This window comes from Ignavibacteria bacterium, assembly GCA_015709655.1.
In the GTDB taxonomy this organism is placed as follows: domain Bacteria; phylum Bacteroidota; class Ignavibacteria; order Kapaibacteriales; family Kapaibacteriaceae; genus OLB6.
In genome coordinates, this window is the sequence record CP054181.1 from 48,641 (window position 1) to 73,685 (window position 25,045).

Consider the following 25,045-nt stretch of genomic DNA (forward strand, 5'->3'; position numbering starts at 1 on the left):
TAAGGAACACTGTATGTCAACAATTGCCGAACAGGTCACGGAAATCATCGTAAACAAACTTGGGGTTGAGGCTTCGAAGGTAACAGCAGCAGCTTCGTTTACCAATGACTTAAATGCAGACTCGCTCGACACCGTAGAACTTATCATGGAGTTTGAAAAAGCATTTGATCTAACGATTGACGATTCGGATGCAGAGAAAATTCAAACTGTAGGCGACGCAATAACCTATATTGAATCGAAAAAAGCATAACCTCCATTAATATTGTTTCTATGGTACGACCACGAATCGTAATAACAGGCCTTGGAGCTGTAACCCCAATTGGTAACACGGTTACCGAGTTTTGGGAAGGTATGATGCAGGGCAAAAGCGGAGCTGATCTGATCACACGATTTGATGCAACTGATTTTGATACCAGGTTTGCATGTGAAGTGAAAGGGTACGATCCACTTCAACATATCACGAGGAAAGAAGTTCAGAGAATGGACCTCTTTACTCAGTTTGCTATGTCGGCTGCTGTTATGGCCGTTGACGATTCGGGAATCAATCCTGACCAAATCAACCATGAACGGTCCGGCGTTGTTTTTGGATCCGGAATAGGGGGTATGTGGACGTACCACCATCAGCAGCAGAATTTGTATGAGCGAGGGGGCAAACCTGACCGCATCTCTCCGTTTTTTGTACCCATGCTGATTTCAGATATAGCCGCCGGCCACATTGCGATTCGGTATGGTTTGAAGGGACCTAATTATGCAACTGTTTCGGCATGTGCAACATCGTCACATGCAATTGGTGATGCGTTCATGCTCATGCAGCGTGGCATGGCTGATATGATGCTGGCAGGAGGAGCAGAGGCCGTTGTTTGTCCAATGGGGATAGGGGGCTTTAATGCAATGAAGGCTCTTTCTACCCGCAATGATGACCCGGCCACTGCAAGCCGCCCATTTGACCTTGGCAGAGACGGCTTTGTGATGGGCGAGGGCGGTGGGATTCTAGTGCTCGAAACCCTAGAACATGCAATGAACAGAGGTGCCAAAATTTATGCCGAAATTGTTGGGCTGGGGCTAACGGATGATGCCTTCCATATAACCCAACCTGCACCAGGCGGTGAAGGAGCTGTCCGCTCAATGCGTCTTGCAGTCCAAGATGCAGGATTGGACTTTGCCGACATTGACTATATCAATGCCCATGGAACAAGCACTCCGTATAATGACAAGAGTGAAACCGCTGCCGTACATACCGTTTTTGGCGATCATGCTTTTAAGCTCAGTATGTCTTCAACAAAATCTATGACAGGCCATCTTCTGGGTGCTGCCGGTGCCATTGAAGCAATTGCAACATCCCTTGCAATACATCACCAAACAGCTCCGCCAACAATCAACCAAATTACTCCTGATCCGGACTGTGACCTGGACTACGTACCCATGGTTCCCAAGGCACGCCCGATTCGCGCAGCACTGAGCAATACATTTGGTTTTGGTGGTCATAATGCAACACTCTGCTTTAAAGCTTTTGAGCCGTAATACACAGATTAATCGGTTAGCCGATGCGTGACTTAGTACGGAATCTATACGACAATCTCCTTCGGCTTACAGGTCAGCGTACGTCTGGTGAACTCCAGGAAATGAGGGAACTCTTCCCGCCTCTAAACATCCTGAATGATGAAGGAGCAGAGCGGATTGAAGAGTTGTTGGGTATTGCCATTGAAAATCGAGCCCTCTACGAACAGGCCCTGACCCACCGATCCTATCTTCAGGTTGTTCATCAGGGCGGGAATCGCTCAAACGAGCGACTCGAATTCCTTGGCGACGCCATCCTTGGCTTTATTACCGCTGAGTACCTTTTTTATAACCATAAGCAGGTGCTCGAAGGTGAGCTAACCAAAATGCGCTCCTGGCTGGTCAATAAGAAATCACTGGCAATCTGTGCCCGGTCACTCGAAATTGACAAGCTGATATTTCTAAGCTACAGCGCACGTCAGTCACTTGATAACGGGAATGATGGTTTGCTGGCCGATGCCTTGGAAGCGATTATTGCAGCTGTGTATCTGGACTCGGGGTTCGATGAGGCTCGCAAATTTATCGTTGATAAGCTGCTGCCAATAATGGTGCGCGAAAGCCTGATTCATGACACTAATTATAAAAGTTTACTTCTGGAAGCTGTGCAGCGAACCGGTACAGCAGGGCCTCGGTATAACGTGATTGCGGAATCTGGTCCGGACCACGATAAAACGTTTACAGTCGAGGTAATTGTTGCTGAAAAATCCCTTGGAGTTGGTAGTGGTCGGAATAAAAAAGAGGCCGAACAGCATGCCGCGAAGCAGGCCCTGGAGGTATTTACAGCAAAGGCTACTCAGTCCAAGGACAGAAAACTAAATCGAGGAGCCGTGTAACAGAAGTTCCTTTTCAACGTCTTCTAAACACAATGTATATACTCGGTACCCGACCTCTGCTCCGCACGATTTCTGTGATCCTGCTTTTACTGACTACAACATCCGGGAGTGCACAGTTCTCCGGTGAACTGGCCTTTGGCAAGAATAAAGTTCAATATGAACGGTTCCGCTGGAAATATATCCAGTCGGACAATTTTGACGTATACTTTCATGAAAACGGTGATTATACAGCCAGATTCACAGCAATGATGGCCGAACAAGCCCTACGTAAAATCCAGCATGAACTATCGTTTTCAATCACTAAGCGAATTGCTTTTATTGTGTACGGATCACATAATCAGTTCGAACAAACAAATGTCATTGACGAATTTATGTCCGAGGGTATCGGTGGCGTAACCGAGCTCTTCAAAAACAGAATTGTAATCCCGTTCGAGGGAGACTACGCGAAATTTGCTCACGTGATTCACCACGAGCTTGTTCATGCTGTTATTAACGACATGTTCTACGGTGGGTCTGTGCAGTCCCTTGTAAGTAATAACCCAAGAGCCATGCTGCCTTTATGGATGAATGAAGGCTTTGCGGAATACAGTAGCGTTGGTGGCCTTGATGTAAAAACCGATCAGTTCATGCGCGATGTTGCTGTTAGCGAATATCTAAAAGGGCTCCAACAATTAAACGGATACTTTGCCTACCGCGGTGGACAAGCATTTTGGAGTTACGTAGCTCAGAAATACGGCCCTGAAAAAGTTGGTGAGGTATTAAACCGCTTCCGCACTCTTGGAGATGTAAACCAGACCTTTGTTGCGGCATTTGGATTAAATTTCGAAGACATGTCAGACCAGTGGGCCAAGGATACCAAGAAGTTTTATTTCCCGGATGTTGACCGCTACGAATACGTTGAAGACTGGGCTACACGGTTAACAAATCATCAAAAGGAAGAGAATTTTTACAATACCTCTCCCGCCATATCACCCGATGGCGAGCAGGTTGCGTTTATCAGTGATCGTTCAGATGGTGTTTTTGGTTTGTATGTAATGAACCTTGCTACCAAGGATGTTAAAAAACTGGTCAGTAGTAACCGAACTACCGACTTTGAAGAACTGAATTTTCTGACACCAGGAATTTCCTGGAACCCGGAAGGCACAAAACTGGCCGTGGGAGCAAAAGCCGGCGGGCAAGATGCAATTTACATTTTTGATACTAAGACTAACACCTATACTACACTCTCTCTTGGATTCAACACCATTGGCGGTGTTCACTGGTCACCAGACGGACAATATCTGGCGTTCGACGCAACATTTAAGAACGTGCAAAACGATATTTTTCTGTACACTCTTGCTACAGGTGACGTTCGGCAGCTTACCAACGATATTTTTACCGACACGGAACCAGTCTGGTCTCCAGATGGTAAGAGAGTTTATTTTTTATCGGACAGAGGCAGTCGACTCTCCGGTACCGAAACCTCAGAAAACTTTAAAATGTGGGACTACGATGTTGCACAAAAAGACATTTACTCTATCTCTGTAAATGGCGATTCATTACAGCGTATTACCACCGACCCCACAGTAGGTAAGTACTCACTTGCCGTTGCCCCTGATAACGCGTCGCTCCTTTATACCGCCGACTACAATGGTATCACAAACCTGTGGGAAATAAACCTTACCACTGGTGAACGAAGGGCACGCTCCAACTCACTTCAGGAAGTAAGTCAAATATCGCTCAGTAGTGATGGGACAAAACTTCTTTTTTCATCACAGAACCGTGTTGGTTATGATTTGTTCCTGGTCACCTTTCCATTTGATTTACCACAGCATGATACATTACCCTTAACAAAGTACAGGAGTCTGCAGCTTGAAGAAAAGAACTCCTTGGCAGCAATTATGGATCACCAGGCGGATACAACCAACACGGCCGAATTTGCCTACGGTACGTTCGACGTTGACTTTGGCACCGGAAATACCGTTCAACCCAACACACGTGTTATCCAGCCTTTGCCAGCTGACTCTAGTGTTCAGGATAGCACAGTGGATTTTACCGCTAAGGATTACAAGGTGGCTTTCTCTCCGGACATCATAACCGGTGCTGCAGGTTACAGTAACTGGTTCGGCGCACAGGGAGTAGCGCAGATGTTGTTTTCTGATATGCTGGGTGACCACGAACTCTACGTAATGCTTAACCTGTTTTTGGATTTAGAGAACAGTAACTTCTACGTTCAGTATAACTATAAACCGTTAGTAGTTGACTACAGCCTCGCAGTATTCCATAATGCGGGGTACTCGTACGTTGCAAATGCATCGTATCTATATCTGAACAGGTTTAGAACCTACGGCATGTATTCATCGATGTCGGTTCCCTTCAGTAGATACAGCCGCATCGATTTTGGTTTACAAGTCCAGGCAATGAGCCGTGAAAACATTGATGATCCGCGAATGCCCGGCTTAACCCGATTTGTTACGGTACCCTCGGTATCCTACGTTGTTGACGATGCAATTTGGGGGTTCTGGGCCCCGATAAAAGGTACGCGTTTTAATGTTACTCTGGAGGGGTCACCACAGATTGGAACAACCGGTTTATCGTTTGGGACCCTAAGAACCGATGCACGGCAGTATATGCATCTTGGGGGGATGTACACCCTTGCATTGCGCGGAAGCGGGGGATACAGCTTAGGACGTGATCCACAGAAGTTTTTTATTGGTGGTGTTGACAATTGGTTCAACCGGTTTTTTAGCAGTGCCGGCTGGCCCTTTCAAAATCCCGAGGATTTTGCTTTTACCAGACCAGGTTGGCCATTGCGTGGGTATGCCCTGAACGAACGAAATGGTTCGCAGTATTTTGTGGCCAATGCCGAGCTTCGGTTTCCACTGTTCTTTGCATTTCAGGCAGGCCCCTTACCATCACTTCTTCAGGGATTGCAAGGTCAGATTTTTTTTGATGCAGGTGGTGCATGGGACAATAATGGTATCCCTGGAGTTAGTGTCGACAATATTCGAATAGCAGCACCTGACCCAATACTGTATAGCACAGGATTTGGTATTAGAAGCCTTGCACTTGGATTACCATTACGCTTTGACGTGGCTTGGCGCCATGAGCCCACAGGTGGAATGTCAAGTCCGTATTATTTATTCTCCCTTGGTGGAGATTTTTGAATAGCCCGCACGGGCATTTGTTCTGGTTGTAAGCTCAGTCACGAGATACTCCAGCTTTGGCTTGGCAATTTGGACGTGAAAGCGTACGCTGTCAGAATATTCGGTTGAAAATTCAGCTTGAACCTCTTCAAGCAACGGAATAACACGGCTAACATCGTCATACAGGCAATGTACAACGATATTTTCCTGGACCACTACGGGTAATCTTGTAACCATACTTACTGATTCGCGGACGGAATCTGCATATGCACGGGCCAACGGACCCTTTCCAAGCTTCACGCCACCAAAGTATCGCACAGTAACTGCGATAATATTGGTAAAATTGCCCTGTTGTAGCACGAACAGGATTGGTTTTCCAGCAGTTCCGGCCGGCTCGCCATCGTCTGCAAGACGGTAGTCTTGTCCAAGATGTCCAAGCCGCCATGCATAACAATGGTGAGCTGCGTCCCAATGCTTTTTTCGTAGTGTTTCAAGATATTGGAGTGCACTTTCCTTGTTCTGAACAGGTGCTAAGTACGTGATAAATAACGAACGGCGAACCTCGAGAGTGGCTGAAACCTGCTCCGTGATTGTATCCAGAGTTATTAATGGCTGCTTGCCTGTACTCATAGTTTTAATAATGGAGATTCATACGTGAATATTGGAATGGTTTGTTATCCCACCTATGGTGGTAGTGGTGTACTTGCAACAGAACTGGGAACGCATTTAGCAAGGCGTGGACACCATGTGCATTTTATAACGTATGCACAACCAATGCGGCTTGATAATTATCAGGAAAACATTTACTACCATGAAGTAGAGTCACCTCAATATCCGTTATTCGAATTCAACTTATACACTCTTTCCCTTGCAGGGAAGATTATCGACGTTGCAAAATATGAATCTCTCGACGTAGTGCATGTTCATTACGCAATCCCTCATGCTGTAAGCGGATTTTTAGCCTCGCTTATTCTGAAGGATAAATATCCGTTCAAGCTTCTCACCACGCTGCACGGAACCGATATCACCTTGGTTGGCCTTGATCCATCCTACCATCCGCTTATCCAGTTTGCACTGGAGAAATCTGATGGAATTACAGCGGTATCAAATTTCCTTGCTGAGCGAACCACTCAGAATTTTGGAGCTGATTTATCAATTCAAATTATACCAAACTTTGTTGATACACAAGTTTATAAGCCGGACTCCTGCACTGATTTATCAAGGCAAATTAAGCGGGATTCCCAGTTTGTATTGATGCATGTATCGAACTTTCGTTCAGTAAAAAGGGTTCAGGATTGTGTTCGGGTACTTGCACTGTTACTTGCAACTGTAAATGTACGCCTTGTACTTGTAGGTGACGGCCCGGAACGGAGTGAGGTTGAGCGCTTATCAAGAGAATTGGGAGTGGCGGACCACGTTACATTCTTGGGAAAACAAAGTGCCTTGCCTCAGCTCCTCAGTACTGCTGATATTTTCCTTCTTCCTTCACAGCAGGAAAGCTTTGGTTTGTCGGCCCTTGAGGCAATGGCATGCGGTGTTCCTGTTGTGGCCACTAACATTGGTGGTATTGGCGAAGTTGTTAAGCACGGAGAATGCGGCTACCTTGCAGAGTTGGGTGACGTCCAGCGGATGGCCAAATATTGTCTTGACCTGCTCACCAGTAAACGCAAGATGCAAGCTTTTAAAACGGCTGCACGGGAGCGTGCGGTACGAAATTTCGACAGCAGCACGATTGTACCGATGTACGAAGCCATGTATGATGCACTCACTCAAGGCAAATAACAACAAACCAAACTATTACGGGAAGATATAGCGCACCTGCTGTTTTGCAAGTCCCGAGAAATCCGAGGCATGTTCATCCCGGGTTTCGTCCTGATAATGCATGAGCATCATCTTTTCCCTGATAGATTTTGGCAAAGTTTTCAGATCGTTTATCGAAGCATGGACTGCGTTGGGCATTAAGCTCGCATCATGGAAAATAAATTCAGCTTTAGGGCCATAGTGCTCTATCAGGTCAGTGTCGAACTTTGTATCCCCGCTAACAAACACCCGGTCATCAATCATTAAACCGTAGGTAATAAATGCATCCCGTGTAAATTCAGCTGCTCCCGGTATGTGATTGGTATGGAATAACTCAAGTGCAATCTCTCCATATTCAATCCGATATAGCGGACGGTTCAGAGTTCCCGGCACGGGAGTGGCCAGCTGCAGGTTAAAGTAGTCTTCCAGAGTTAATCGTTTACCTTCTGATGTTATTTCGTTATACTCCAGTCCGCCACGAAGACTTTCATTCCATAAGATTGTATGGTATTCATCCGTTGAAACCATGGTGATCTTCGGGCGGCCACTGGGAATAGCAACATACCGGTTTCTCAATGCCAAATATTCAATACCGCCTATATGGTCAGCATGCGAATGTGTGGGCAAAATCGTTGTAATATCTTCAGCCTTTAACCCGACTTCTGCCAGGGCTTTAGGTCCGGTCATGCCTAAATCAACCAAAATATGAGTATCACCCTTGATAATTAAAAAGTTGGTCTGGTTGAGTTCTGACGCAAACGCTGTTCCCGTTCCCAGAAAAACTACTTCCAGTGCTCCTGAATTCGTTAACGCCAATGGACCTTTAAGTGGAACTATGTTCATTTAGGGTTTAAAATTAAGTGGAACAAAAACCTCACCCGGCAGAAACATTGTTTGTAGTCTGATCTCGTAGCAATTTATCTACCAAATTACTTGTAAAAACTCCCTGGAGTGCACTAGTGAGCTCCGGATATTTCTTTAATAGATGTTTTAGGTCATTAAAGTTCCACATAAGGTAGCGTGACGGTACAACAGTCTGAACAGTCGCCGAAGCAGGATTACCCGAAACAAACGCCATCTCCCCAACAAAATCACCCTGCTTACAGTAGGCTGCGATTCTGCCGTCGATTTCTACAGACGAAGCTCCGTCAGTAAGCAACATGATTTTTTCAACCGGCTTACCTTGTATTGTCAAAATATCTCCGGCTCCGGATGTAACCCATTTCCCAATCCGAATTAATCGGTAAAAGTCAACCACATTAAGCTTGCTGAATTGAGTCTGGTGGAGAATCTTTTCTTCCGCCGTGAGTTTAGCTCGTTGCTTTTCGTAGATCAGGATCCCTCCCTGGACAACATTAACAAGCGTAAACAGACCTTCCCAGGCAACCATTCCCATTTCTCCTATGTGCCAGTCATAGATTATTCCGGTTAACCCACCGGCAATGGCTAGTAAACGCAAGGGCAGGATGGAGCGTACGAGAAATGCAACCACCATCAGTAAGTTTGACAAATGCAAAATAACTTCAAACATCTATTGAAGCCTTCCAAGCGACCACGTTATTAAATTAAACGAGCTTTTAAACAACAGTTCCCAACTTAACAAAAAAAACGCGCCCATTTGACTTTTTTTCACACCAAATAACAAACAAAATGATAACTGCTAACGAAAACGCCTTGGAGCGTGCTACCCAAAATCAAACAAATAGCGAAATAGACCTGTTTACCTTTTTATCAATACCATCGGTTAGTACAAACCCCAACGAAGCAGCTAACGTGCAACAGTGTGCAGAGTGGCTGGCTGCACATCTCAGTAGCTGCGGGTTGCAGCATACCGAAGTTATTACGACCGCCGGACACCCGATCGTTTTTGCAGAGCACCGGTGTGCTGTTCCCGATGCACCAACAATCCTGTTTTATGGTCACTACGACGTACAGCCGGTAGATCCACTGGAACTTTGGACAACACCACCGTTTACTCCAACAGTCCGTGACGGGAAAGTATTCGCCCGTGGTGCCACTGACGATAAGGGGCAGGTGTTGATACACGCCAAGGCATTACAGGCACTGATTGCCGATGGGTCGCTAGCCGTACATATCAAGATGCTGATCGAAGGCGAAGAAGAGGTTGGCAGCCCTAACCTAGCCCCCTTCATCAAGGCTAATACCCAAAAGCTTGCCTGTGATGCCGTTGTTATCAGCGATACGGCAATGTTTGCACCAAACAGACCAAGCCTGGTGGTTGGGCTGCGAGGACTGGCTTACGTTGAAATTCATGTTCAGGGACCCAACAGAGACCTTCATAGTGGCGCGTACGGCGGACCGGTTGTAAACCCTCTCAATGCACTGTGCTCCATAATAGCATCAATGCGTAACGACGACGGCAGTATTGCCATTGATGGCTTTTATACTGACGTCCTTGAACTAACTCCGGAAGAAAAAGGAGAGATCGCAGACCTGGGTTCTATGGATGACAGGCTGATTGCTGACGTTGGTGTCACCGCCCTTGGTGGCGAAAAAACATATAGCACGCTTGAAAAGCTGTGGGTGAGGCCAACGCTGGATCTGAACGGCATCTCAGGGGGGTATCAGGCAGCTGGAGCCAAAACCGTTCTGCCAGCGAAAGCGATGGCAAAGCTAAGTATGCGACTTGTTCCAAACCAGAAACCCGAACACATCGTTGAACTTGTTCGCAAACATGTGCAGCAGCACGCTCCGAAGGGTGTAACCGTTTCCGTTGTGGACCTACACGGAGCAAATCCAGTGTATGTAAACCGGGATAATGCAGCCACAAGAGCAGCGAAGGATGCACTGGAAAAAACATTCGGTGTGCCCTGTGTATTTCAGAGAGAAGGGGGCTCGATTCCAGTTGTTGACCTCTTTACATCGGTTTTACAAGTTCCTGCCGTCCTCATGGGCTTTGGTTTAAACACCGAAAACCTTCATTCACCGAATGAGCACTTTCACCTTGCAAATTTCCATAAGGGTATCGAAGCCTGCATTCGCTTTTATTCATCAGTACAGGACTTTGAGTGACACGGTTACGGGCTGAAGCATATTTGCTAACAGCAACTGCACTATGGTCAGCAACATTTTTATTAACTCAAGCCTCATTTCAATTCATTTCTCCGTCAGGCTTCGTTTTCTTTAGGTTCTGTATTGCCATTGTGGTATCAGTTGCTCTATGGCATGGCTCACTACGATCGTTAACACCCGGCCTGCTTATTTACGGTATCGGACTTGGTGTTTTATATGGTATCGGATTTGTGCTGCAGAGTATCGCTCTTCAAGATGTTTCAACTACAACATCCGCCTTTATTACAGGAACAACTGTTGTGTTCATTCCATTTATCTACCGGATGTTTTATCGTAAGCGGATACCTGGAATACATTGGCTTGGGGCAGCAGCGGTATTATTGGGGTTATTCCTGTTTACTGAACCCGAGTATGGTGGGGTTGGTCTAGGTGACATCCTCACGATGGTCAGTGCAGTTGGCTGGGCAGGCTACATCGTAATGCTTGACAAGCTCACAACAGCATACTCCGGCTCTGATGGGGCCATTAACCTGCTGATCATCATTCAGTTCACGGTCACTGCACTCCTTGCTCTCCTTGCCTCGGCAATCGTGGACTCAAGTCTGGCCCCAGTGGTGTACACATCGGAATTGGTAATGACACTCCTGTATTGCGGAATTCTGGCAACTGTCGTAACAACCTGGATTCAAACAACCAAACAGAGGTTCACCCATCCAGTTCGTGCAGGAATTATATTTTCGCTGGAGCCGATATTTGCGAGCACCCTTGCGTTGCTTCTTGCCGTTGAACAATGGAACTACCGACAGTTCACGGGTGCTGTTGTTCTTATGTTGGCCGTGGTTACTCCCGATTTATTAACCTATTACTACCGTAAAAATGACTAAGGACGAGATTCGCGCAGCCGTACGTACAAAGCGATCAGCAATGACTGCACAACAAAAGGAAACGTGGGATTTGATCATCTTTGAAAGGGCTCATAAGCAACGAGCTTTTCAACTGGCAAAAGCCATTCACGTGTACATGAGTACTTCAGCCGAAATTCAGACAAATCCATTTATCGAATATGCGTGGGGAACCGGTAAGGATGTCTATGTTCCCGTAATGATTGGCTCAGCAGATTTAACACACGTTAAGGTGAGTCGTGATACAGAATGGTCTACGGGTAGCCATGGAATACCTGAACCTATCGATGTTCGTGAATCCGTTCAGGCATCGTTTTTTGACCCTACGTGTTGTATCGTGGTTCCGGTGGTTGCATTTAATGAGCAGTGCGATCGTCTTGGATATGGCAAAGGGTATTACGACAGATTTCTTTCACAAGCCGATGCTACGAAAATTGGTCTCGCCTACGAATTTCAAAAAACGCCACAGATGCCGGTGGACGAGCACGATGTGCCGTTAGATTGCATCGCAACCGAAGAACGATGGTACAAAAAAAACTAATCGTAAGTCTTTATACCTTCCTTTTTACTTTCATGGGCTATACCGCCACTGCCCAGTGTTCCGACGTGTTGCTCCTGGACAACTCGCATGAAATACTCCGGTTTGATATTGATACTACTGGACACTGGTGGGCGATTACCCGCCTTACCAAGGATAAACAAAGCCTCATCATCGACGGGCAGGATATCGGGGCGTTCGACAGCGTTCAACCACCGATTTTTAGTGTTGACGGTGAATCCTGGGCAACAGTCGGAACGGTTATGAACCAGTCCTACATCGTTGTGCCGTCAGGTAGCCGAGTCACACAGCATCACGTGGAATTTGTTACGTTTCCACCGTTATCTGCAGATCCATGGTGGATTGAAAATGACGGTACCTTACGACGAATTACCAATGGCATGCGCAGCTATGGTTCAAGCTATCCGGTTCGAAACCTGCATTTTGACCCCCAAGGTCTTGTTGTTGCATGGATTGAAGAGCGTGGAGACCTCAGCGTGCTAGTATCTAATGGCTCTGAAGTTACCAGGGGGAATGCCATAACACTCCATGGTGTGTGGAGTTCGGGAGAGTGCATATACAGTGAACAGACTAATGATGTAACATCAATGATGCTCGGAACCGAGGAACTTACGCCGAATATGAAACGATTGAGTACTGTCCGACTTAATAAACAATGTGATGTTGTGGCATGGCAGGGGGCTGATGCTGTTGGCCAGATTCGTACATACGTATATGCAGCCGACTACCTGAATCCATGGGAAAGCCCGCCCCTGGAAGAGTTCGATTACAGGTTTTCGTTAAGTCCGTTTGACCCACTTGTTGCTTACAGGACGGTATATCAGGGCAGCAGGGTAGTTGGTTACAACGCTGCTTTTTATCCTCAGGGGAGTTCAGCCGGCCCAACTGTGTTCTCGCATGACGGCAGCCAAATGGTTTACGCAAGTAAGGACAACGGAGAGTATATCGTGATTAACGGTAGACGCCATGCCGTAAACGCAGCCGTTCCCATTACAACTGAGATTGCCGTTAATTCGTCCGGGACAGCTGTTGCCTGGCCAAGCAGTACAACCCTTGTTGTGGTATATCCTGAACGCAATGTTGTACAAATGGGCAAGATGTGCGATACAGTTGGGAGCGTAATCTACAACCGCACGACCACATCCTTTGAGGCTCTGGGCGTGTACGGTGGACGGCTCTTTAAACTATCATGCAAGGCGCAGTAAGTTTGTACCCATGAACGAAGTCTATGTTGTTTGTATTGACAAACAGGATGCTAATTACAGTGTAGAGGTATCCGATACACAGAGCACCTGTAATAACCAGTCAGTTATCCTTGACAAAGGTCCCGGGATTTGGGAATACAACATTCATACCGGTGGTGCCGTTATACCTGTCTGTATTGAAACAGATGGAATGCTCAAGGCATTTGTTTCAATCCGTGGGTACCGTTATCCAGTAGAAATCTTTCGTAAAAGACACCACACACTTCTGGACATTCTCGCATCATCGCCAGCGCTTCAGTCAAGAACAATACGGATTTCAGCACCAATGCCCGGTTTAATTAAGTCCGTATTTGTAACAAACAATTCAGTCGTTAAGAAGGGCGAAACCCTGTTTACTCTGGAAGCAATGAAAATGGAAAATGCCATCACTGCTCCGTCTGACGGCATGGTGCATGACCTACAGGTAGAAACGGGTCAGACAATTGAAAAAGGGGGGCGGCTTTGTACCCTTGCACCCTTGCACCCATTGCTTCAAACTAACAGCGTAGTCACCCGTACAAAATTACCTGCCACGCTTCATAAACAAGATTACTTGCTATGAATGCCTTGGCGATTCTATGCCGTGATATCACGTCATTGGTATTCCCAAGCCGTATAAACGCAGCCAGAGCCCCTTTCGGATTCTCGCATTTAAGTTCAATTTCTACGGAATCAGCATTAAGGGATTGAACCGACTGGATGAAGTCGGGATCTGCCTTTGGAATTTCAGGGAGGTAGGCAAGCTGTGCCAGATCGTTCCCGGTAAGAACCATACTTGTGCGGACGTCCTCAGGAAGCGCATCCATGCCCATTGGAAGGTGGGACGGCTGAATTGCCGTAAAGATATCCCTTGTCCCGGTGTACCAGCTTAAACCCATTCTGCCCACAAGATCCATTTTAGCAGGACTGATGGTACCATTTTCCCACACACTGTCTGCAACATGAAAGGCAACAACTTCCAGGAGCATCAAATTCCCATTGCCACCAAGGTCCCGCTTGAGAGCGATACTCTCAACCAGCACACATTCCATGGCAAACGGACTCTCACCAGCGAACGGCGGCTGAACAATCCGGCTTTTCTGTTTGGTAAGACCAGATTTCTCAAACTCATCTACCGTGTCAGGGTAAGGGGCTGAGGCAAGGTTGACTCTGTGCACCATTGCTGATGTCACCGTGCTGATGGTACACTCGCCGGTATCAGTAATGTTCCGCCATGTATCCTTTTCTCTGCCCGTTTTAACTGCGGTGGCAGGCCCTATCGCCACTATCGGCGGCTTTGAAGAGAAGGCGTTGAAAAAAGAATACGGTGCAAGATTCCCGATTCCGTGAGAATCAACTGTAGAAACCAGCGCTATTGGACGGGGAGAGACACCTGCAATGAGGAGCTGGTGCCGGTCTCGATGCTGCATCTCGTCAGGCAAAATCGTTCTCATGAGCGAAGATATGTATATTCGGCAGCCACAAATGATTACTTCGTGCTATTTTAATGCCCTCATTTAAACATAGGGGAAACGGACTTATGATAAATACTGGTCGCAGTATGCGTTATTTGATAACAATCGTGACATTGGTCTCGATCATCACTTTACCTTCTTGCGGAAGGAAACAACGGACTGCTTCATCAGAGATCAAGGTTACCTGGAAGGTGTACGATACGCCTCCCGGTGCTGACCCATCTGTTCCTGACAGTTTGGGTGGTAACGGTTTCGAGAAAATTGCGGCTGACCTTGGCTACACTACGTACGAGCCAACACAGGACGAAATGAAGTACTTTGGCGACCCAAGAGCTAAAAAGGGCGGGAGTATAACCCTGGCTGAATCCCAGTTCCCAAACACCTTCCGTCCGGTTGGGCAAGGTTCGAACATCACGACCATATCCGAAATGTCGGGGCTTGTTTATGAAACCCTCCTGTCAACCCACCCGATTACACGAGAGTACATACCATCACTAGCAACACACTGGAAGGTTGGTGAAGACAAGAAAACCTATACGTTCCGTTTAGACCCTAATGCCCGATTTAGCGACGGTAAACCGGTAACATCCGAAGATGTTGTAGCAACATGGAAGCTCCTCATGGACCCATCGATCCTTGAACCATCTATGCAGTTAGTGTTTGGAAAGTTCGAAGAACCGGTAGCCATAAGTAAATACATTGTTGAGGTCAAGTCAAAAACTGTCAACTTCCGTGACCTCCTCTATTTTGGTGCATCGCTCCTCATTTTACCTGCACACGAGATTTCCAAGTTAACCGGTACTGAATTCCTCGAGAAATTTAATTTCAATATGCCTGTGGGCACAGGTCCGTACATCATCCTTGAAAAAGACATCAAGCCCGGTGCGTCATGGAAGTGTACGCGCCGGCCAGACTATTGGGCGATACAATATCCTACAGCAAAAAACTACTCGAATTTTGATTTTATCAACTATATCGTAGTAAAAGATAACATGAGGCTGTTGTATGAGAAGTTCAAAACAGGCGAAACTGACTTGTACCGTTTTAACATGCTAAGTACTGAATGGCTAATTAATGACACTACCTACGATGCCTTGAAAAATGGCTGGGTTCGCAGATGTCGGGTGTTTACCAACGGTCCAATGGGTACCCAGGGGATTACATTTAACATGCGAAAACAACCATTTAGCGACAAGCGTGTACGGCAGGCCTTTATTATGGCGTATCCTCGTGAAACCTTGATTGAAAAACTGCTCTATGGTGAATATGAAGCATACGACACCTACTATCCGAACACCGTTTATGCTAATCCATCAAACCCTCCCGTAAAGTTTGATCCACAACAAGCCTCGAAGTTGTTGGCTGAAGCAGGGTGGACCTCGCGCGATCAGAATGGTATTCTTGTGAAAAACGGACAACCATTTGTAGTAGAACTGCCGATCACGAAGGACTCCGAGCGTTGGATAACACCATACCAACAGGAGCTTAAGAAAATTGGTGTTGATCTTAGACTGAAGTTTATGGACTGGAACTCACTCATTAAAGCTGTTGACGAGCGGAACTTTACAATTTTCCTGTACGGATATTCAGGGTTGTTAACACCAAACCCGGAAACTTCGCTTATGAGTTCCCTTGCTGATAAAAACAATAACAATAATATTCAGGGATTCAAAAACGCCCGGGTTGATGAGTTGTTAAAAGAGTATGACTCAACCTATTCGGTACAACGTCAGATTAAAATTATTCAGGAAATCGACGGAATTGCATATAACGAGTATATGTCCAGTTTCTGGTGGAACCCCAAGGGAATCCGGTTTGCTTACTGGGATAAATTTGGAATGCCAGAATACGGCTTGTCCAGATATGCACAGTTAGGATACTTGTATGGTACAATCGTTAGTTCCTGGTGGTATGAACCTGAAAAGGCTGAGGCACTTAAAGAAGCCATGAAGAACAAGAAAGATCTGGGTGGTGATAAAAGCATCCGGACAATCGATTACTGGCGTAAGTTCACGAATTAGTAACCCGAGAGAAATCTGATGTTTCAATATTTTGTTCGGCGTTGCTTACTGGCCATCCCAACGTTTATTGGCGCAACAATCGTCATCTTTTTTGTTGTTCAGATAGCTCCCGGTGGGGCCTACGAACAGCAACTCAATGCCCTGCGGAAGGGGCAGGGGGCTGAGGGTGCGGGATCGGCAACCGGGATGGAAGGGATGTCGTTACCACCGTCGCAACTTGAAGCACTTCAGCGTTATTATCAGGTTGACAAACCGATCTGGGAGAGATATTTAATCTGGCTGGGTCTTATGCCACGCCCCGTAAATGATTACCAAACCGAAATCGGGCAGCCGCGCAATGTTGGTAATGGTAAGCGGGTCATTGTTCAAAAAGACGCTGCAGGATACAAGGTATTTAACGCTGAAAACCCTACTGAACAGCTTACAGACTGGAACGTAGATCCGTCAAAGAAAGCCGGAAGCGTGTGGGTGTATCAAAAGAAATTTTCAGGCATTGTTACCTTTGACTTCGGGACATCATTTCAGTACCGGAAACCCGTCACGGAATTAGTACTAGACAGAATCGATGTCTCGATGCAGTTTGGTATTATTGGATTTATCATTTCGTATATCATCAGTTTTTATCTTGGCGTACAGAAAGCTTTACGGCACGGTTCGGCCTTTGATGCCGCTTCGTCGAGTATTGTATTCCTGGCATACTCCCTCCCGGCCTTCGCAGTCGGTGCCACACTGTTGGTGCTGTTAGGTGGTGGTAGCTTCCTGTCGATCTTCCCAACCGGTGGTTTCCAGTCACCCGACTATTCCGACCTTTCCTTACTTGAGAAAATCGGTGACCGGATGTGGTATTTTGTGCTTCCGACTGTGGCCTATACTCTGAATGGATTTGCTTCACTTACGATGCTGATGAAAAACTCGTTACTGGATACACTGGGACAGGACTATGTACGGACTGCGTATGCAAAAGGGCTCCGTGAAGACAGAGTGATTTGGATGCATGCAATGCGAAATAGTATCATCCCGCTGATTGCGTCAATTGGTGGTGTTATCGGGATTTTCCTTGCCGGAAACTATCTCATCGAGGTTGCTTTTAACATTGAAGGTATCGGCAAGCTGTCATTTGATGCGATTCTGTACCGAGACTCAAATGTGTTTTTTGCATTTGCAATGATCTCTGTAATGATCACGATTGTTGGTTCGATGATCTCTGACTTTTTACTCGCGATGGTTGATCCACGAATTCGTTTTAGCTGATAATACATTATGGCACGAAAGAACAAAGACAACAAGGAAAGTTTGTCGATTAACCGGAGAAGGTGGCAAAAGTTCCGGGAGATGCGCCGTGGATACTGGTCATTCGTTATCCTTGTATCGGCATATGCACTGAGTTTTCTCCTGCCGGTATTGGTAAGCAATAAAGCATTAATCGTACATTACAAGGGTGAGTACTACTCACCTGCCGGCCTCGATTTGCTCTCATCCTTACCGATTCTGAATTTCCTGGACATCTCATCATTTTACAGTGGTGAAACCTTTGGTCAGACAGGAGTAAAAAGTGAGGCAGAATACAGAAGCCTTCAACAGCGGCTCGACGAAGAGGGAGAAGGGAATTGGGTGATGATGCCCTTGTACCCGTTTTCGCCACTGGAAGATATCACCGTTACTGGAAATGATAAATTTCTGGAACCGCTTGCTGAAGATGGCAATGGCTCAGTACGACTTTTGGGAACGGATGACCGGGGCAGAGACGTCTTCTCGCGGATGACGTACGGTTTTCAGGTATCGATTTCTTTTGCCCTGCTCATTGCTCTTATTGAGTACCTGATTGGGATACCCATCGGAGCAGCCATGGGGTACTTTGGCGGTAAGTTCGACATTCTTAGTCAGCGTTTCATGGAGATCTGGGCATCAATTCCGTTCTTATTCCTGATTATCATTATTGTAAGCGTAATTGAACCAACATTTATGATGCTGGTTATCCTGATAGCTGTTTTTGCCTGGCTCGGTGTAGCCACTCAGATGCGTGCACAGTTCTACCGCGAGCGGTCAAGAGACTATGTTGCCGCAGCTGTCTCGATTGGTGTACCAACACGAACCATCATGGTCAAGCATATCCTGCCAAACTCACTGGTTCCGCTTATTACATTTTTCCCCTTCTCAATCGTTGGTGGCATTGGTGCACTGGTAAGCCTGGACTTTCTTGGTTTTGGTCTCCGTCCGCCGACACCGTCATGGGGGCAAATGATCAGCGTTGGTTTGGCAAACATGAATGAATATTGGTTAGTGTTAGTACCCATGCTTGCAATGTTTATAACATTAAGCCTCGTGGTGTTTATTGGCGAAGGAATTCGAGAGGCGTTCGATCCAAAAGTATTCTCACGGTTACGATAATGGCACAGACTCAAACGCCTCTTCTTCAGGTAAGAGACTTAAAAACATATTTTAATATCGGTGGAACGTGGGCAAAAGCCGTGGACGGTGTCAGTTTCGACATTTTCCCTGGTGAAGTCCTTGGCATTGTTGGTGAGTCCGGTTCAGGCAAAAGCGTGACTGCACTTTCCCTAATGAAACTGATACCTGACCCGCCAGGCCGGATCATGAGCGGGTCAATCATGTATAAGGGCCAAGACATCGCCTTGTTACCGTACGAAGACATGTATTCGGTTCGGGGCAAGGAGATCGCTATGATCTTTCAGGAACCCATGACCAGCCTGAACCCAGTATTTAAAATTGGAATGCAGATCGCCGAAGTTGCTCAAAGCCATCTTAACATGAACGAAAAAGAGGCACTTGAGCATGCTGTTGAAATGCTTCGCCTGGTAGGAATACCTGATCCCGAAAAACGAATTAACGACTATCCGCACCAGTTTTCGGGTGGCATGCGTCAGCGTGTGATGATTGCAATTGCTCTTGCCTGCAACCCCTCGATACTGATTGCCGATGAACCAACAACGGCACTCGATGTTACCATTCAGGCACAGATTCTGGAGCTCATGCTCGAACTACAGAAGAAAAGGGGAGATGCCGCCATCGTACTAATAACCCACGATCTGGCTGTTGTTGCCGAGATGTGTCAGCGCGTTATTGTTATGTATGGTGGCAAAGTTCAGGAAATTGCTGAAATTAATGATTTGTTTAATAACCCGCTCCACCCGTACACACAGGGTTTACTTGCCTCAATACCACGACCGAAACGGAACAGAGATCGCAACGAGAAATTAAAGGCAATCCCCGGAAACGTCCCAAGTATTATGAACCTGCCACAGGGCTGTAAGTTCTGTACCCGGTGCGAAGTTAAAATTGATATCTGCGATACGGTGGAACCCGAACTAGTCGAAATAACTCCAGGCCATTTTGTGCGCTGTCATCTGGTTAAGAAAGAGGCTACGGTATGAGCAACGGTACAACACAATCACAGCCAACACCCTTGCTCGACGTTAACGATCTGCATGTTTACTTTCCCGTCTATGGTGGTCTGCTGCAGAGAAAGGTTGCCGACGTCAAGGCTGTTGACGGTGTTTCATTTCACATCAATAAGGGCGAAACCCTTGGTCTTGTGGGAGAGTCTGGTTGCGGCAAAACCACGGTCGGACGTGCAATCATCAATGTGCTGCGTCATGTATCGCCAGATGTGTACCTTTCGGGATCGGTGAACTACAGCAAGGACGGATCGCAGACAACAAACCTCCTTCCGCTATCAAAACGTGAGATGCTGCCATACCGCCAGGCCATCCAAATGATATTTCAGGATCCGTACTCATCATTAAATCAGCGACTGTCGGTGCGCCAGATTGTTGGCGAACCGATTGAACTGCACATGAAGTCGCTCTCAAAAAACGAGATTAATGACCGGGTGCTGTATCTCCTGGAACGTGTTGGGTTGCAACCTGAATATGCAGGAAGATATCCGCATGAATTCAGTGGCGGACAGCGACAAAGAATCGGGATTGCCCGCGCTCTGGCAACAAATCCGGATTTGATTGTATGCGACGAACCTGTTAGTGCGCTCGACGTCAGCGTTCAGGCCCAGGTTATCAATCTTATGGAAGAGCTGCGCGATGAATTTAATCTTTCTTACGTTTTTATTGCCCATGATCTTAGCGTAGTTTATCACATTTCGGACAGAATTGCCGTGATGTACCTGGGTGATCTTGTTGAAATCGGGACATCAGACCAGGTGTATTTTACGCCAACCCACCCGTACTCACGCGCCCTGATCAGTGCTGTTCCCGAGCCAAACCCCAATATTGAAGGAAGGCAGCGGATCGTCCTCCAGGGCGATATTCCCACTCCGATGAATAAACCAACGGGCTGTGGCTTCCGTACGCGGTGTCCGATAGCCATTCCATTGTGCGAAAAGGTAAAACCCGAGCTGACTCTTAAACAGAGCGGAGCCATGGTGGCATGCCATGTTGTGGAATAAAACAGCCCACTTAGTGGGTACCGTGCTGTAGCCACGATCTGCGTTTGCCTCCGAATACCGGAGTCACACGGTAACCAAGCTTAGCAAGCTCGGCAAGTAAACCCTGTTTGCCGCCAAGATGTGCTGCTCCTAATGCGAAAAAAGCACCTCCATTGTCAACAGCAGCCTTCATCCTCTGTGCCATGGTGATATTACGGGTATCGTTCAGTTTAACCATGAATGTTTCTAACGTGGACACGCTGTCAACCATTTGCACAATTACATGAAGATCCTCGGTCCGGTAGGCATTGATCAGTACTGTAAGCGTACTATCGGATTCTGCCTGTCGGGCAGCCTCGAGCAGCATTGTGGGCGGAATACTGTCAAGAAGTGATAGCTGTTCGTGGAGCGTCTCCAGTCCGCTTACTCTGCATCCTGCTGACTTCGCTGTGCGCCACAAGAACTCATCAACACTCATCGGGGCCGTTGCGCCGTCTGCATCCATCGCCAGTAGGGCAATAACGGCACCGGGTTTAAGCTTTTCGGCCATGAAACTCATTGGACCAAGTTTCTTCGTCAGTACGGCTTTCAGCTCAGTTACCTGCGACGGTGTATAAAAATCCCACAGTTTTTTTCCGGCAGGGAGCATCATTACCGAGGGGTCCATGCCACTCAGGGCTGAATCCAGATTGATTTCAGAATAAAACTCCCGACATCGTTGTAAAATGGTTAGCACGGTATCACGCTGAAAAAATACTGTACTGTCGGGCAGATGTATCGTGCCAAAAACATAACTTGCAGCATCGGCATCAGACTCAATCTTCCATAATAATGTTGGCTGATTAAAATCATGTTCAGACCGAGATCCCACGCTACTGCAACCGATCACCAGGCACTGAAGCACGATACCAAACGTCAGACACCACTTCCTTAGATTTTTTTTTGTTTTCCATCGAACCATGGTACGCATCCTTATTTTATTGGCACTCCTTACGGTACACCTGCATGCTGAAGTTCTTGATACAGCTGCACTACAAAAGGTCATCAAAAAAGCTGTCAACCTGATGGACCGCAATCTACCCACCGAAGCGATTATCGCTTGGGATCAGGCTATCGCATTGCGTCCTGACTTCCTTCCGTACAAATATGAGAGAACAATTTGTTTGATGATGGATAAAAAGTATTCCCAGGCTCAGGTTGAACTGCTTGGCATGTACCGCGACACATCATTGTTTGACCGTGGCTTTCAGTTGTTGGGTAATTGCTACGACTTCCTGGGTGACACATCAAAGGCCCGTTCAACCTACCGCGAAGGCTTGCAGGCATGGCCCAAGAGCGGACGACTACATCTTGAAATGGGGAATGCCTCCTACCTGGATAATAATCCAAAGGCAGCACTTGAATGGTGGGCAAAAGGAGCACGAGCCGAGCCACAGTATCCAAGCAACTACTATCAGATTGCAACAACGTTTGCCTTTACGCCGTACCGCTTCTGGGCTCTCCTGTATGGCGAAGCGTTTTTGAATTTGGAAAGGGGCTCTCAGCGATATGCAGAGGTAAGCTCGCTCTTATTTCAAATCTGGCAAAAAGGCATAAACCCGGGAACCTCTGACCCGGTTCACTTTGCTTCGGCTGAAGTCATCGAACAGGCCTCCGATAACAACCCATCAGCAATGAGCTTCCCGATGGCCTTTGATTATACCGTCGCGGCTGCCCTGGCGATTGAGCGGAAAAATGGAACGATCAAGGACTCCGTCAAACTGGGCACTGCTCAATTGGTAGCGTTACGCTCACGGTTTTTAAAACTCTGGAAAGAGTCTGGCTATTTTGAAAAATACCCCAATGATATTTTGGACTTCAACGCAACGGTACAGCATTCCGGTTGGTTAAACGAATACCTCTGGTGGCTGTACTCATTTGGTGATAAGGCTGCCTCGAACCAGAACTATCAGACCAACGAGGCTAGGTACGATACCTTCCTTGCCTGGTTCGGCGACCACCTGCTGGATGCCGAAAAACCACTGTGCATTGGTTTTCAATGTCAGTAGGAAGATTGTTATCAAAACTTGACGTATTTTTGCAGTCTTATGGCAACATTACTTATCCTTATCTCTGTTTTTGCGTCCATCCTGCTGATTTTGGTTGTGTTGATTCAACCCGGTAAGTCTGAAATGATTTCCGGAATGGGTGGCTTGGGCGGACAAATCAACAGCATGCTTGGCGTTCGCACTGGACGTAACTTTTTGCAGAATCTTACCATTGGGTTGATGGCTGCTGTCATGGTTATTGCTATCCTGGCAAATAAGCTCTTCCTGGACCATGGAGATGTGCAAAAAGGCCCGGTAACGCAAGGACGGTCTATTCCGGCCAGTTCAATTCCCAATGCTCCGTCTGTTCCTGCCCCTCAGCCCCCTGCAGGAAAATAGTTAATCTGTAACAATGGCCGGAATCATCGGGACACCGATACAAGAAGATGACCTGACGTACGCTGCAAATGCAGACGTAAACAGGCAGCGTATGCGCGTGATCGATGCCGTTGCTAACACTGTGCGAATGGGTGGTGGCACAAAAGCCGTCAGCAGACACCATGCAAAGGGAAAACTCACCGCACGTGAGCGAATTGATGCGCTCATCGATCCTGATTCCTTCTTCTTGGAAGTTGGACTGTTTGCAGCTGAAGGAATGTACGAAGACGAAGGCGGTTGTCCGGGAGCCGGCGTGGTTGCCGGCGTTGGAGTAATTGCTCATCGCGAGTGCATGATTGTGGCGGGTGACGCAACGGTTAAAGCCGGCGCATGGTTCCCAATGACAGCAAAGAAAAACCTGCGGGCACAAGAAATTGCTATTGATAATAACCTGCCTATCATTTACCTGGTTGACTCGGCAGGTGTTTACCTCCCTTTACAGGAGCATGTATTCCCTGATAAGGAACATTTTGGAAGGCAGTTCCGAAACAACGCTGTTCTTAGTTCCAAGGGTATACCCCAAATTGCAGCAATTATGGGACCCTGCGTTGCCGGCGGTGCATACCTTCCTATCATGTGTGATGAAGTGATTATCGTTAAAGGAACAGGCTCCGTCTTCCTTGCAGGACCAGCACTGGTAGAGGCAGCTATTGGTGAGAAAACACCAGTAGAACCCCTTGGTGGTGCCATGATGCATACTACCATCAGTGGTGTCACCGATACCATGGTTGATTCTGACCAGGAAGCTCTTGAGCGAATCCGCTCAATTGTTGAGACATTTTCGCCAACAAAAGGGCAAAAGAACATTTTCTCCCGAGCGGAACCCAAGCCCCCTACCTACGACCCCGCAGAAATCTGGGGTATTCTTCCATCTGACCGTTCTAAACCGTACAGTATGCGCCAAATACTGGCACGGCTTCTTGATGAAAGTAAGTTTGATGAATACAAGGAAGATTACGGTAAAACAATTATCTGCGGTATAGGCAGGATTGACGGATGGGCCGTTGGCATTGTAGCAAATAACCGAGAAGTTGTCCGTAATGGCAAGGGAGAGATGCAGGTTGGCGGCGTTATCTATAGCGATTCTGCTGATAAAGCTGCCCGCTTTGTGATGAATTGTAATCAGCGCGGGATTCCACTGTTGTTTATGCAGGACGTTACCGGATTCATGGTTGGAACCAGAGCGGAACAAGGCGGAATCATTAAGGATGGCGCAAAGTTTGTAAATGCCGTAGCTAACAGCATAGTACCAAAGTTCACGATCGTTGTTGGCAACTCATATGGTGCAGGTAATTACGCAATGTGCGGGCGTGCCTACGATCCGAGATTCATGTATGCATGGCCAACGGCACAAATTGCTGTCATGGGAGGAGCGCAGGCAGCAAAAACCCTACTTTCAATTAAAATTGCTGCACTGGCGAAGAGGGGAGAGTCAATTACGGAAGCCCAACAAAAAGAAATGCTTGCCGAAATTCAGGCCCGCTACGATGCTACAACAACCCCTGTTTATGCTGCTGCTAACATGTGGGTAGATGGTATCATTGCCCCAACCGAAACCCGTAGCGTGATTTCGCGCGCTATTGCTGTTGCCTCACATGGTAATCTGCCCTCAACATTTTCGACCGGCGTTCTCCAGGTATGATGCATGTTTGC

Annotated in this window: 23 protein-coding genes; 18 read left to right on the forward strand and 5 right to left on the reverse strand. The window is 47.0% G+C overall.

Features of this window, described 5'->3' with window-relative positions:
- The first annotated feature begins 13 nt into the window (after positions 1 to 13).
- From HRU79_00200 to HRU79_00215, 4 genes are read left to right on the forward strand one after another with little or no spacing between them, the layout of a single operon-like run.
- The gene (locus HRU79_00200; protein QOJ25139.1) at positions 14 to 250 is read left to right on the forward strand and encodes an acyl carrier protein; all 237 of its coding nucleotides are present in this window, start codon (positions 14 to 16) and stop codon (positions 248 to 250) included.
- A gap of 20 nt (positions 251 to 270) precedes the next feature.
- The gene (fabF, locus tag HRU79_00205; protein ID QOJ25140.1) at positions 271 to 1,521 is read left to right on the forward strand and encodes a beta-ketoacyl-ACP synthase II; all 1,251 of its coding nucleotides are present in this window, start codon (positions 271 to 273) and stop codon (positions 1,519 to 1,521) included.
- A gap of 23 nt (positions 1,522 to 1,544) precedes the next feature.
- Complete coding sequence (gene rnc, locus HRU79_00210; protein QOJ25141.1) at positions 1,545 to 2,390, forward strand: ribonuclease III; 846 nt, start codon at positions 1,545 to 1,547, stop codon at positions 2,388 to 2,390.
- 32 nt (positions 2,391 to 2,422) lie between these two features.
- Positions 2,423 to 5,536, forward strand: coding sequence for a PD40 domain-containing protein (locus tag HRU79_00215; GenBank protein ID QOJ25142.1), 3,114 nt, complete (start codon positions 2,423 to 2,425; stop codon positions 5,534 to 5,536).
- Here HRU79_00215 and HRU79_00220 read toward each other — a convergent pair.
- A complete protein-coding gene (locus HRU79_00220) occupies positions 5,510 to 6,145 on the reverse strand; it encodes a YigZ family protein (GenBank protein ID QOJ25143.1) in 636 nt (211 codons plus the stop codon). The genes HRU79_00215 and HRU79_00220 overlap by 27 nt on opposite strands.
- A 24-nt stretch (positions 6,146 to 6,169) precedes the next feature.
- Between HRU79_00220 and bshA the strand changes: the two genes are divergently transcribed.
- Entirely contained in the window at positions 6,170 to 7,297 is a 1,128-nt protein-coding gene (bshA, locus tag HRU79_00225; protein ID QOJ25144.1) for an N-acetyl-alpha-D-glucosaminyl L-malate synthase BshA, read from the forward strand.
- A 15-nt stretch (positions 7,298 to 7,312) separates the two neighbouring features.
- On the opposite strand, the gene HRU79_00230 is transcribed toward bshA, so the two are convergent.
- The gene (locus HRU79_00230; protein ID QOJ25145.1) at positions 7,313 to 8,158 is read right to left on the reverse strand and encodes an MBL fold metallo-hydrolase; all 846 of its coding nucleotides are present in this window, start codon (positions 8,156 to 8,158) and stop codon (positions 7,313 to 7,315) included.
- 31 nt (positions 8,159 to 8,189) lie between these two features.
- Positions 8,190 to 8,810 (reverse strand): cyclic nucleotide-binding domain-containing protein, encoded by a 621-nt coding sequence (locus HRU79_00235; GenBank protein QOJ25146.1) that lies wholly within the window; start codon positions 8,808 to 8,810, stop codon positions 8,190 to 8,192.
- Positions 8,811 to 8,965: 155 nt separating this feature from the next.
- Between HRU79_00235 and HRU79_00240 the strand changes: the two genes are divergently transcribed.
- From HRU79_00240 to HRU79_00260, 5 genes are read left to right on the forward strand one after another with little or no spacing between them, the layout of a single operon-like run.
- On the forward strand, positions 8,966 to 10,348 hold the full coding sequence (locus HRU79_00240) for a dipeptidase (GenBank protein QOJ25147.1): 1,383 nt from the start codon (positions 8,966 to 8,968) through the stop codon (positions 10,346 to 10,348).
- Positions 10,345 to 11,232 (forward strand): DMT family transporter, encoded by an 888-nt coding sequence (locus HRU79_00245; GenBank protein ID QOJ25148.1) that lies wholly within the window; start codon positions 10,345 to 10,347, stop codon positions 11,230 to 11,232. Before HRU79_00240 ends, HRU79_00245 begins: the two co-directional genes overlap by 4 nt.
- Positions 11,225 to 11,791 carry a 5-formyltetrahydrofolate cyclo-ligase gene (locus tag HRU79_00250; GenBank protein ID QOJ25149.1) on the forward strand — a complete coding sequence of 189 codons (567 nt, stop codon included), beginning with the start codon at positions 11,225 to 11,227 and terminating at the stop codon, positions 11,789 to 11,791. The genes HRU79_00245 and HRU79_00250 overlap by 8 nt, the downstream gene beginning before the upstream one ends.
- A 32-nt stretch (positions 11,792 to 11,823) precedes the next feature.
- Positions 11,824 to 13,014: a hypothetical protein gene (locus HRU79_00255; GenBank protein QOJ25150.1), complete on the forward strand. Its 1,191-nt coding sequence runs from the start codon at positions 11,824 to 11,826 to the stop codon at positions 13,012 to 13,014.
- A gap of 10 nt (positions 13,015 to 13,024) precedes the next feature.
- Positions 13,025 to 13,615, forward strand: coding sequence for an acetyl-CoA carboxylase biotin carboxyl carrier protein subunit (locus HRU79_00260; protein QOJ25151.1), 591 nt, complete (start codon positions 13,025 to 13,027; stop codon positions 13,613 to 13,615).
- On the opposite strand, the gene HRU79_00265 is transcribed toward HRU79_00260, so the two are convergent.
- The gene (locus tag HRU79_00265; protein ID QOJ25152.1) at positions 13,563 to 14,486 is read right to left on the reverse strand and encodes a flavin reductase family protein; all 924 of its coding nucleotides are present in this window, start codon (positions 14,484 to 14,486) and stop codon (positions 13,563 to 13,565) included. The genes HRU79_00260 and HRU79_00265 overlap by 53 nt on opposite strands.
- A gap of 86 nt (positions 14,487 to 14,572) precedes the next feature.
- Between HRU79_00265 and HRU79_00270 the strand changes: the two genes are divergently transcribed.
- The 5 genes from HRU79_00270 to HRU79_00290 are packed head-to-tail and all read left to right on the forward strand — an operon-like array spanning position 14,573 to position 20,948.
- Positions 14,573 to 16,528 (forward strand): ABC transporter substrate-binding protein, encoded by a 1,956-nt coding sequence (locus HRU79_00270; GenBank protein ID QOJ25153.1) that lies wholly within the window; start codon positions 14,573 to 14,575, stop codon positions 16,526 to 16,528.
- A gap of 18 nt (positions 16,529 to 16,546) precedes the next feature.
- Positions 16,547 to 17,779 (forward strand): ABC transporter permease subunit, encoded by a 1,233-nt coding sequence (locus HRU79_00275; GenBank protein QOJ25154.1) that lies wholly within the window; start codon positions 16,547 to 16,549, stop codon positions 17,777 to 17,779.
- A 9-nt stretch (positions 17,780 to 17,788) separates the two neighbouring features.
- On the forward strand, positions 17,789 to 18,916 hold the full coding sequence (locus HRU79_00280) for an ABC transporter permease subunit (protein ID QOJ25155.1): 1,128 nt from the start codon (positions 17,789 to 17,791) through the stop codon (positions 18,914 to 18,916).
- Positions 18,916 to 19,920: an ABC transporter ATP-binding protein gene (locus HRU79_00285; protein ID QOJ25156.1), complete on the forward strand. Its 1,005-nt coding sequence runs from the start codon at positions 18,916 to 18,918 to the stop codon at positions 19,918 to 19,920. The genes HRU79_00280 and HRU79_00285 overlap by 1 nt, the downstream gene beginning before the upstream one ends.
- Positions 19,917 to 20,948 carry an ATP-binding cassette domain-containing protein gene (locus tag HRU79_00290; protein QOJ25157.1) on the forward strand — a complete coding sequence of 344 codons (1,032 nt, stop codon included), beginning with the start codon at positions 19,917 to 19,919 and terminating at the stop codon, positions 20,946 to 20,948. Before HRU79_00285 ends, HRU79_00290 begins: the two co-directional genes overlap by 4 nt.
- 10 nt (positions 20,949 to 20,958) lie before the next feature.
- Here HRU79_00290 and HRU79_00295 read toward each other — a convergent pair whose 3' ends face one another.
- Entirely contained in the window at positions 20,959 to 21,888 is a 930-nt protein-coding gene (locus HRU79_00295) for a TraB/GumN family protein (protein ID QOJ25158.1), read from the reverse strand.
- Here HRU79_00295 and HRU79_00300 point away from each other — a divergent pair.
- Genes HRU79_00300 through HRU79_00310 form a run of 3 tightly spaced genes read left to right on the forward strand, consistent with a single transcriptional unit; the run spans position 21,887 to position 25,034 of the window.
- A complete protein-coding gene (locus HRU79_00300; GenBank protein QOJ25159.1) occupies positions 21,887 to 22,975 on the forward strand; it encodes a hypothetical protein in 1,089 nt (362 codons plus the stop codon). The genes HRU79_00295 and HRU79_00300 overlap by 2 nt on opposite strands.
- Positions 22,976 to 23,014: 39 nt before the next feature.
- Positions 23,015 to 23,353, forward strand: coding sequence for a preprotein translocase subunit SecG (gene secG, locus HRU79_00305; GenBank protein ID QOJ25160.1), 339 nt, complete (start codon positions 23,015 to 23,017; stop codon positions 23,351 to 23,353).
- A 13-nt stretch (positions 23,354 to 23,366) separates the two neighbouring features.
- Complete coding sequence (locus tag HRU79_00310) at positions 23,367 to 25,034, forward strand: acyl-CoA carboxylase subunit beta (GenBank protein ID QOJ25161.1); 1,668 nt, start codon at positions 23,367 to 23,369, stop codon at positions 25,032 to 25,034.
- The last annotated feature ends 11 nt before the right edge of the window (positions 25,035 to 25,045 follow it).

Bases quoted from the DNA above. Each gene is read 5' to 3' on its own strand.
- HRU79_00200 (QOJ25139.1), top strand. From the start codon at position 14: ATGTCAACAATTGCCGAACAGGTCACGGAAATCATCGTAAACAAACTT.
- fabF (QOJ25140.1), top strand. From the start codon at position 271: ATGGTACGACCACGAATCGTAATAACAGGCCTTGGAGCTGTAACCCCA.
- rnc (QOJ25141.1), top strand. From the start codon at position 1,545: ATGCGTGACTTAGTACGGAATCTATACGACAATCTCCTTCGGCTTACA.
- HRU79_00215 (QOJ25142.1), top strand. From the start codon at position 2,423: ATGTATATACTCGGTACCCGACCTCTGCTCCGCACGATTTCTGTGATC.
- HRU79_00220 (QOJ25143.1), bottom strand. From the start codon at position 6,145: ATGAGTACAGGCAAGCAGCCATTAATAACTCTGGATACAATCACGGAG.
- HRU79_00230 (QOJ25145.1), bottom strand. From the start codon at position 8,158: ATGAACATAGTTCCACTTAAAGGTCCATTGGCGTTAACGAATTCAGGA.
- HRU79_00235 (QOJ25146.1), bottom strand. From the start codon at position 8,810: ATGGTGGTTGCATTTCTCGTACGCTCCATCCTGCCCTTGCGTTTACTA.
- HRU79_00240 (QOJ25147.1), top strand. From the start codon at position 8,966: ATGATAACTGCTAACGAAAACGCCTTGGAGCGTGCTACCCAAAATCAA.
- HRU79_00250 (QOJ25149.1), top strand. From the start codon at position 11,225: ATGACTAAGGACGAGATTCGCGCAGCCGTACGTACAAAGCGATCAGCA.
- HRU79_00255 (QOJ25150.1), top strand. From the start codon at position 11,824: ATGGGCTATACCGCCACTGCCCAGTGTTCCGACGTGTTGCTCCTGGAC.
- HRU79_00260 (QOJ25151.1), top strand. From the start codon at position 13,025: ATGAACGAAGTCTATGTTGTTTGTATTGACAAACAGGATGCTAATTAC.
- HRU79_00265 (QOJ25152.1), bottom strand. From the start codon at position 14,486: ATGAGAACGATTTTGCCTGACGAGATGCAGCATCGAGACCGGCACCAG.
- HRU79_00270 (QOJ25153.1), top strand. From the start codon at position 14,573: ATGATAAATACTGGTCGCAGTATGCGTTATTTGATAACAATCGTGACA.
- HRU79_00275 (QOJ25154.1), top strand. From the start codon at position 16,547: ATGTTTCAATATTTTGTTCGGCGTTGCTTACTGGCCATCCCAACGTTT.
- HRU79_00280 (QOJ25155.1), top strand. From the start codon at position 17,789: ATGGCACGAAAGAACAAAGACAACAAGGAAAGTTTGTCGATTAACCGG.
- HRU79_00285 (QOJ25156.1), top strand. From the start codon at position 18,916: ATGGCACAGACTCAAACGCCTCTTCTTCAGGTAAGAGACTTAAAAACA.
- HRU79_00290 (QOJ25157.1), top strand. From the start codon at position 19,917: ATGAGCAACGGTACAACACAATCACAGCCAACACCCTTGCTCGACGTT.
- HRU79_00300 (QOJ25159.1), top strand. From the start codon at position 21,887: ATGGTACGCATCCTTATTTTATTGGCACTCCTTACGGTACACCTGCAT.
- HRU79_00295 (QOJ25158.1), bottom strand. From the start codon at position 21,888: ATGGTTCGATGGAAAACAAAAAAAAATCTAAGGAAGTGGTGTCTGACG.
- secG (QOJ25160.1), top strand. From the start codon at position 23,015: ATGGCAACATTACTTATCCTTATCTCTGTTTTTGCGTCCATCCTGCTG.
- HRU79_00310 (QOJ25161.1), top strand. From the start codon at position 23,367: ATGGCCGGAATCATCGGGACACCGATACAAGAAGATGACCTGACGTAC.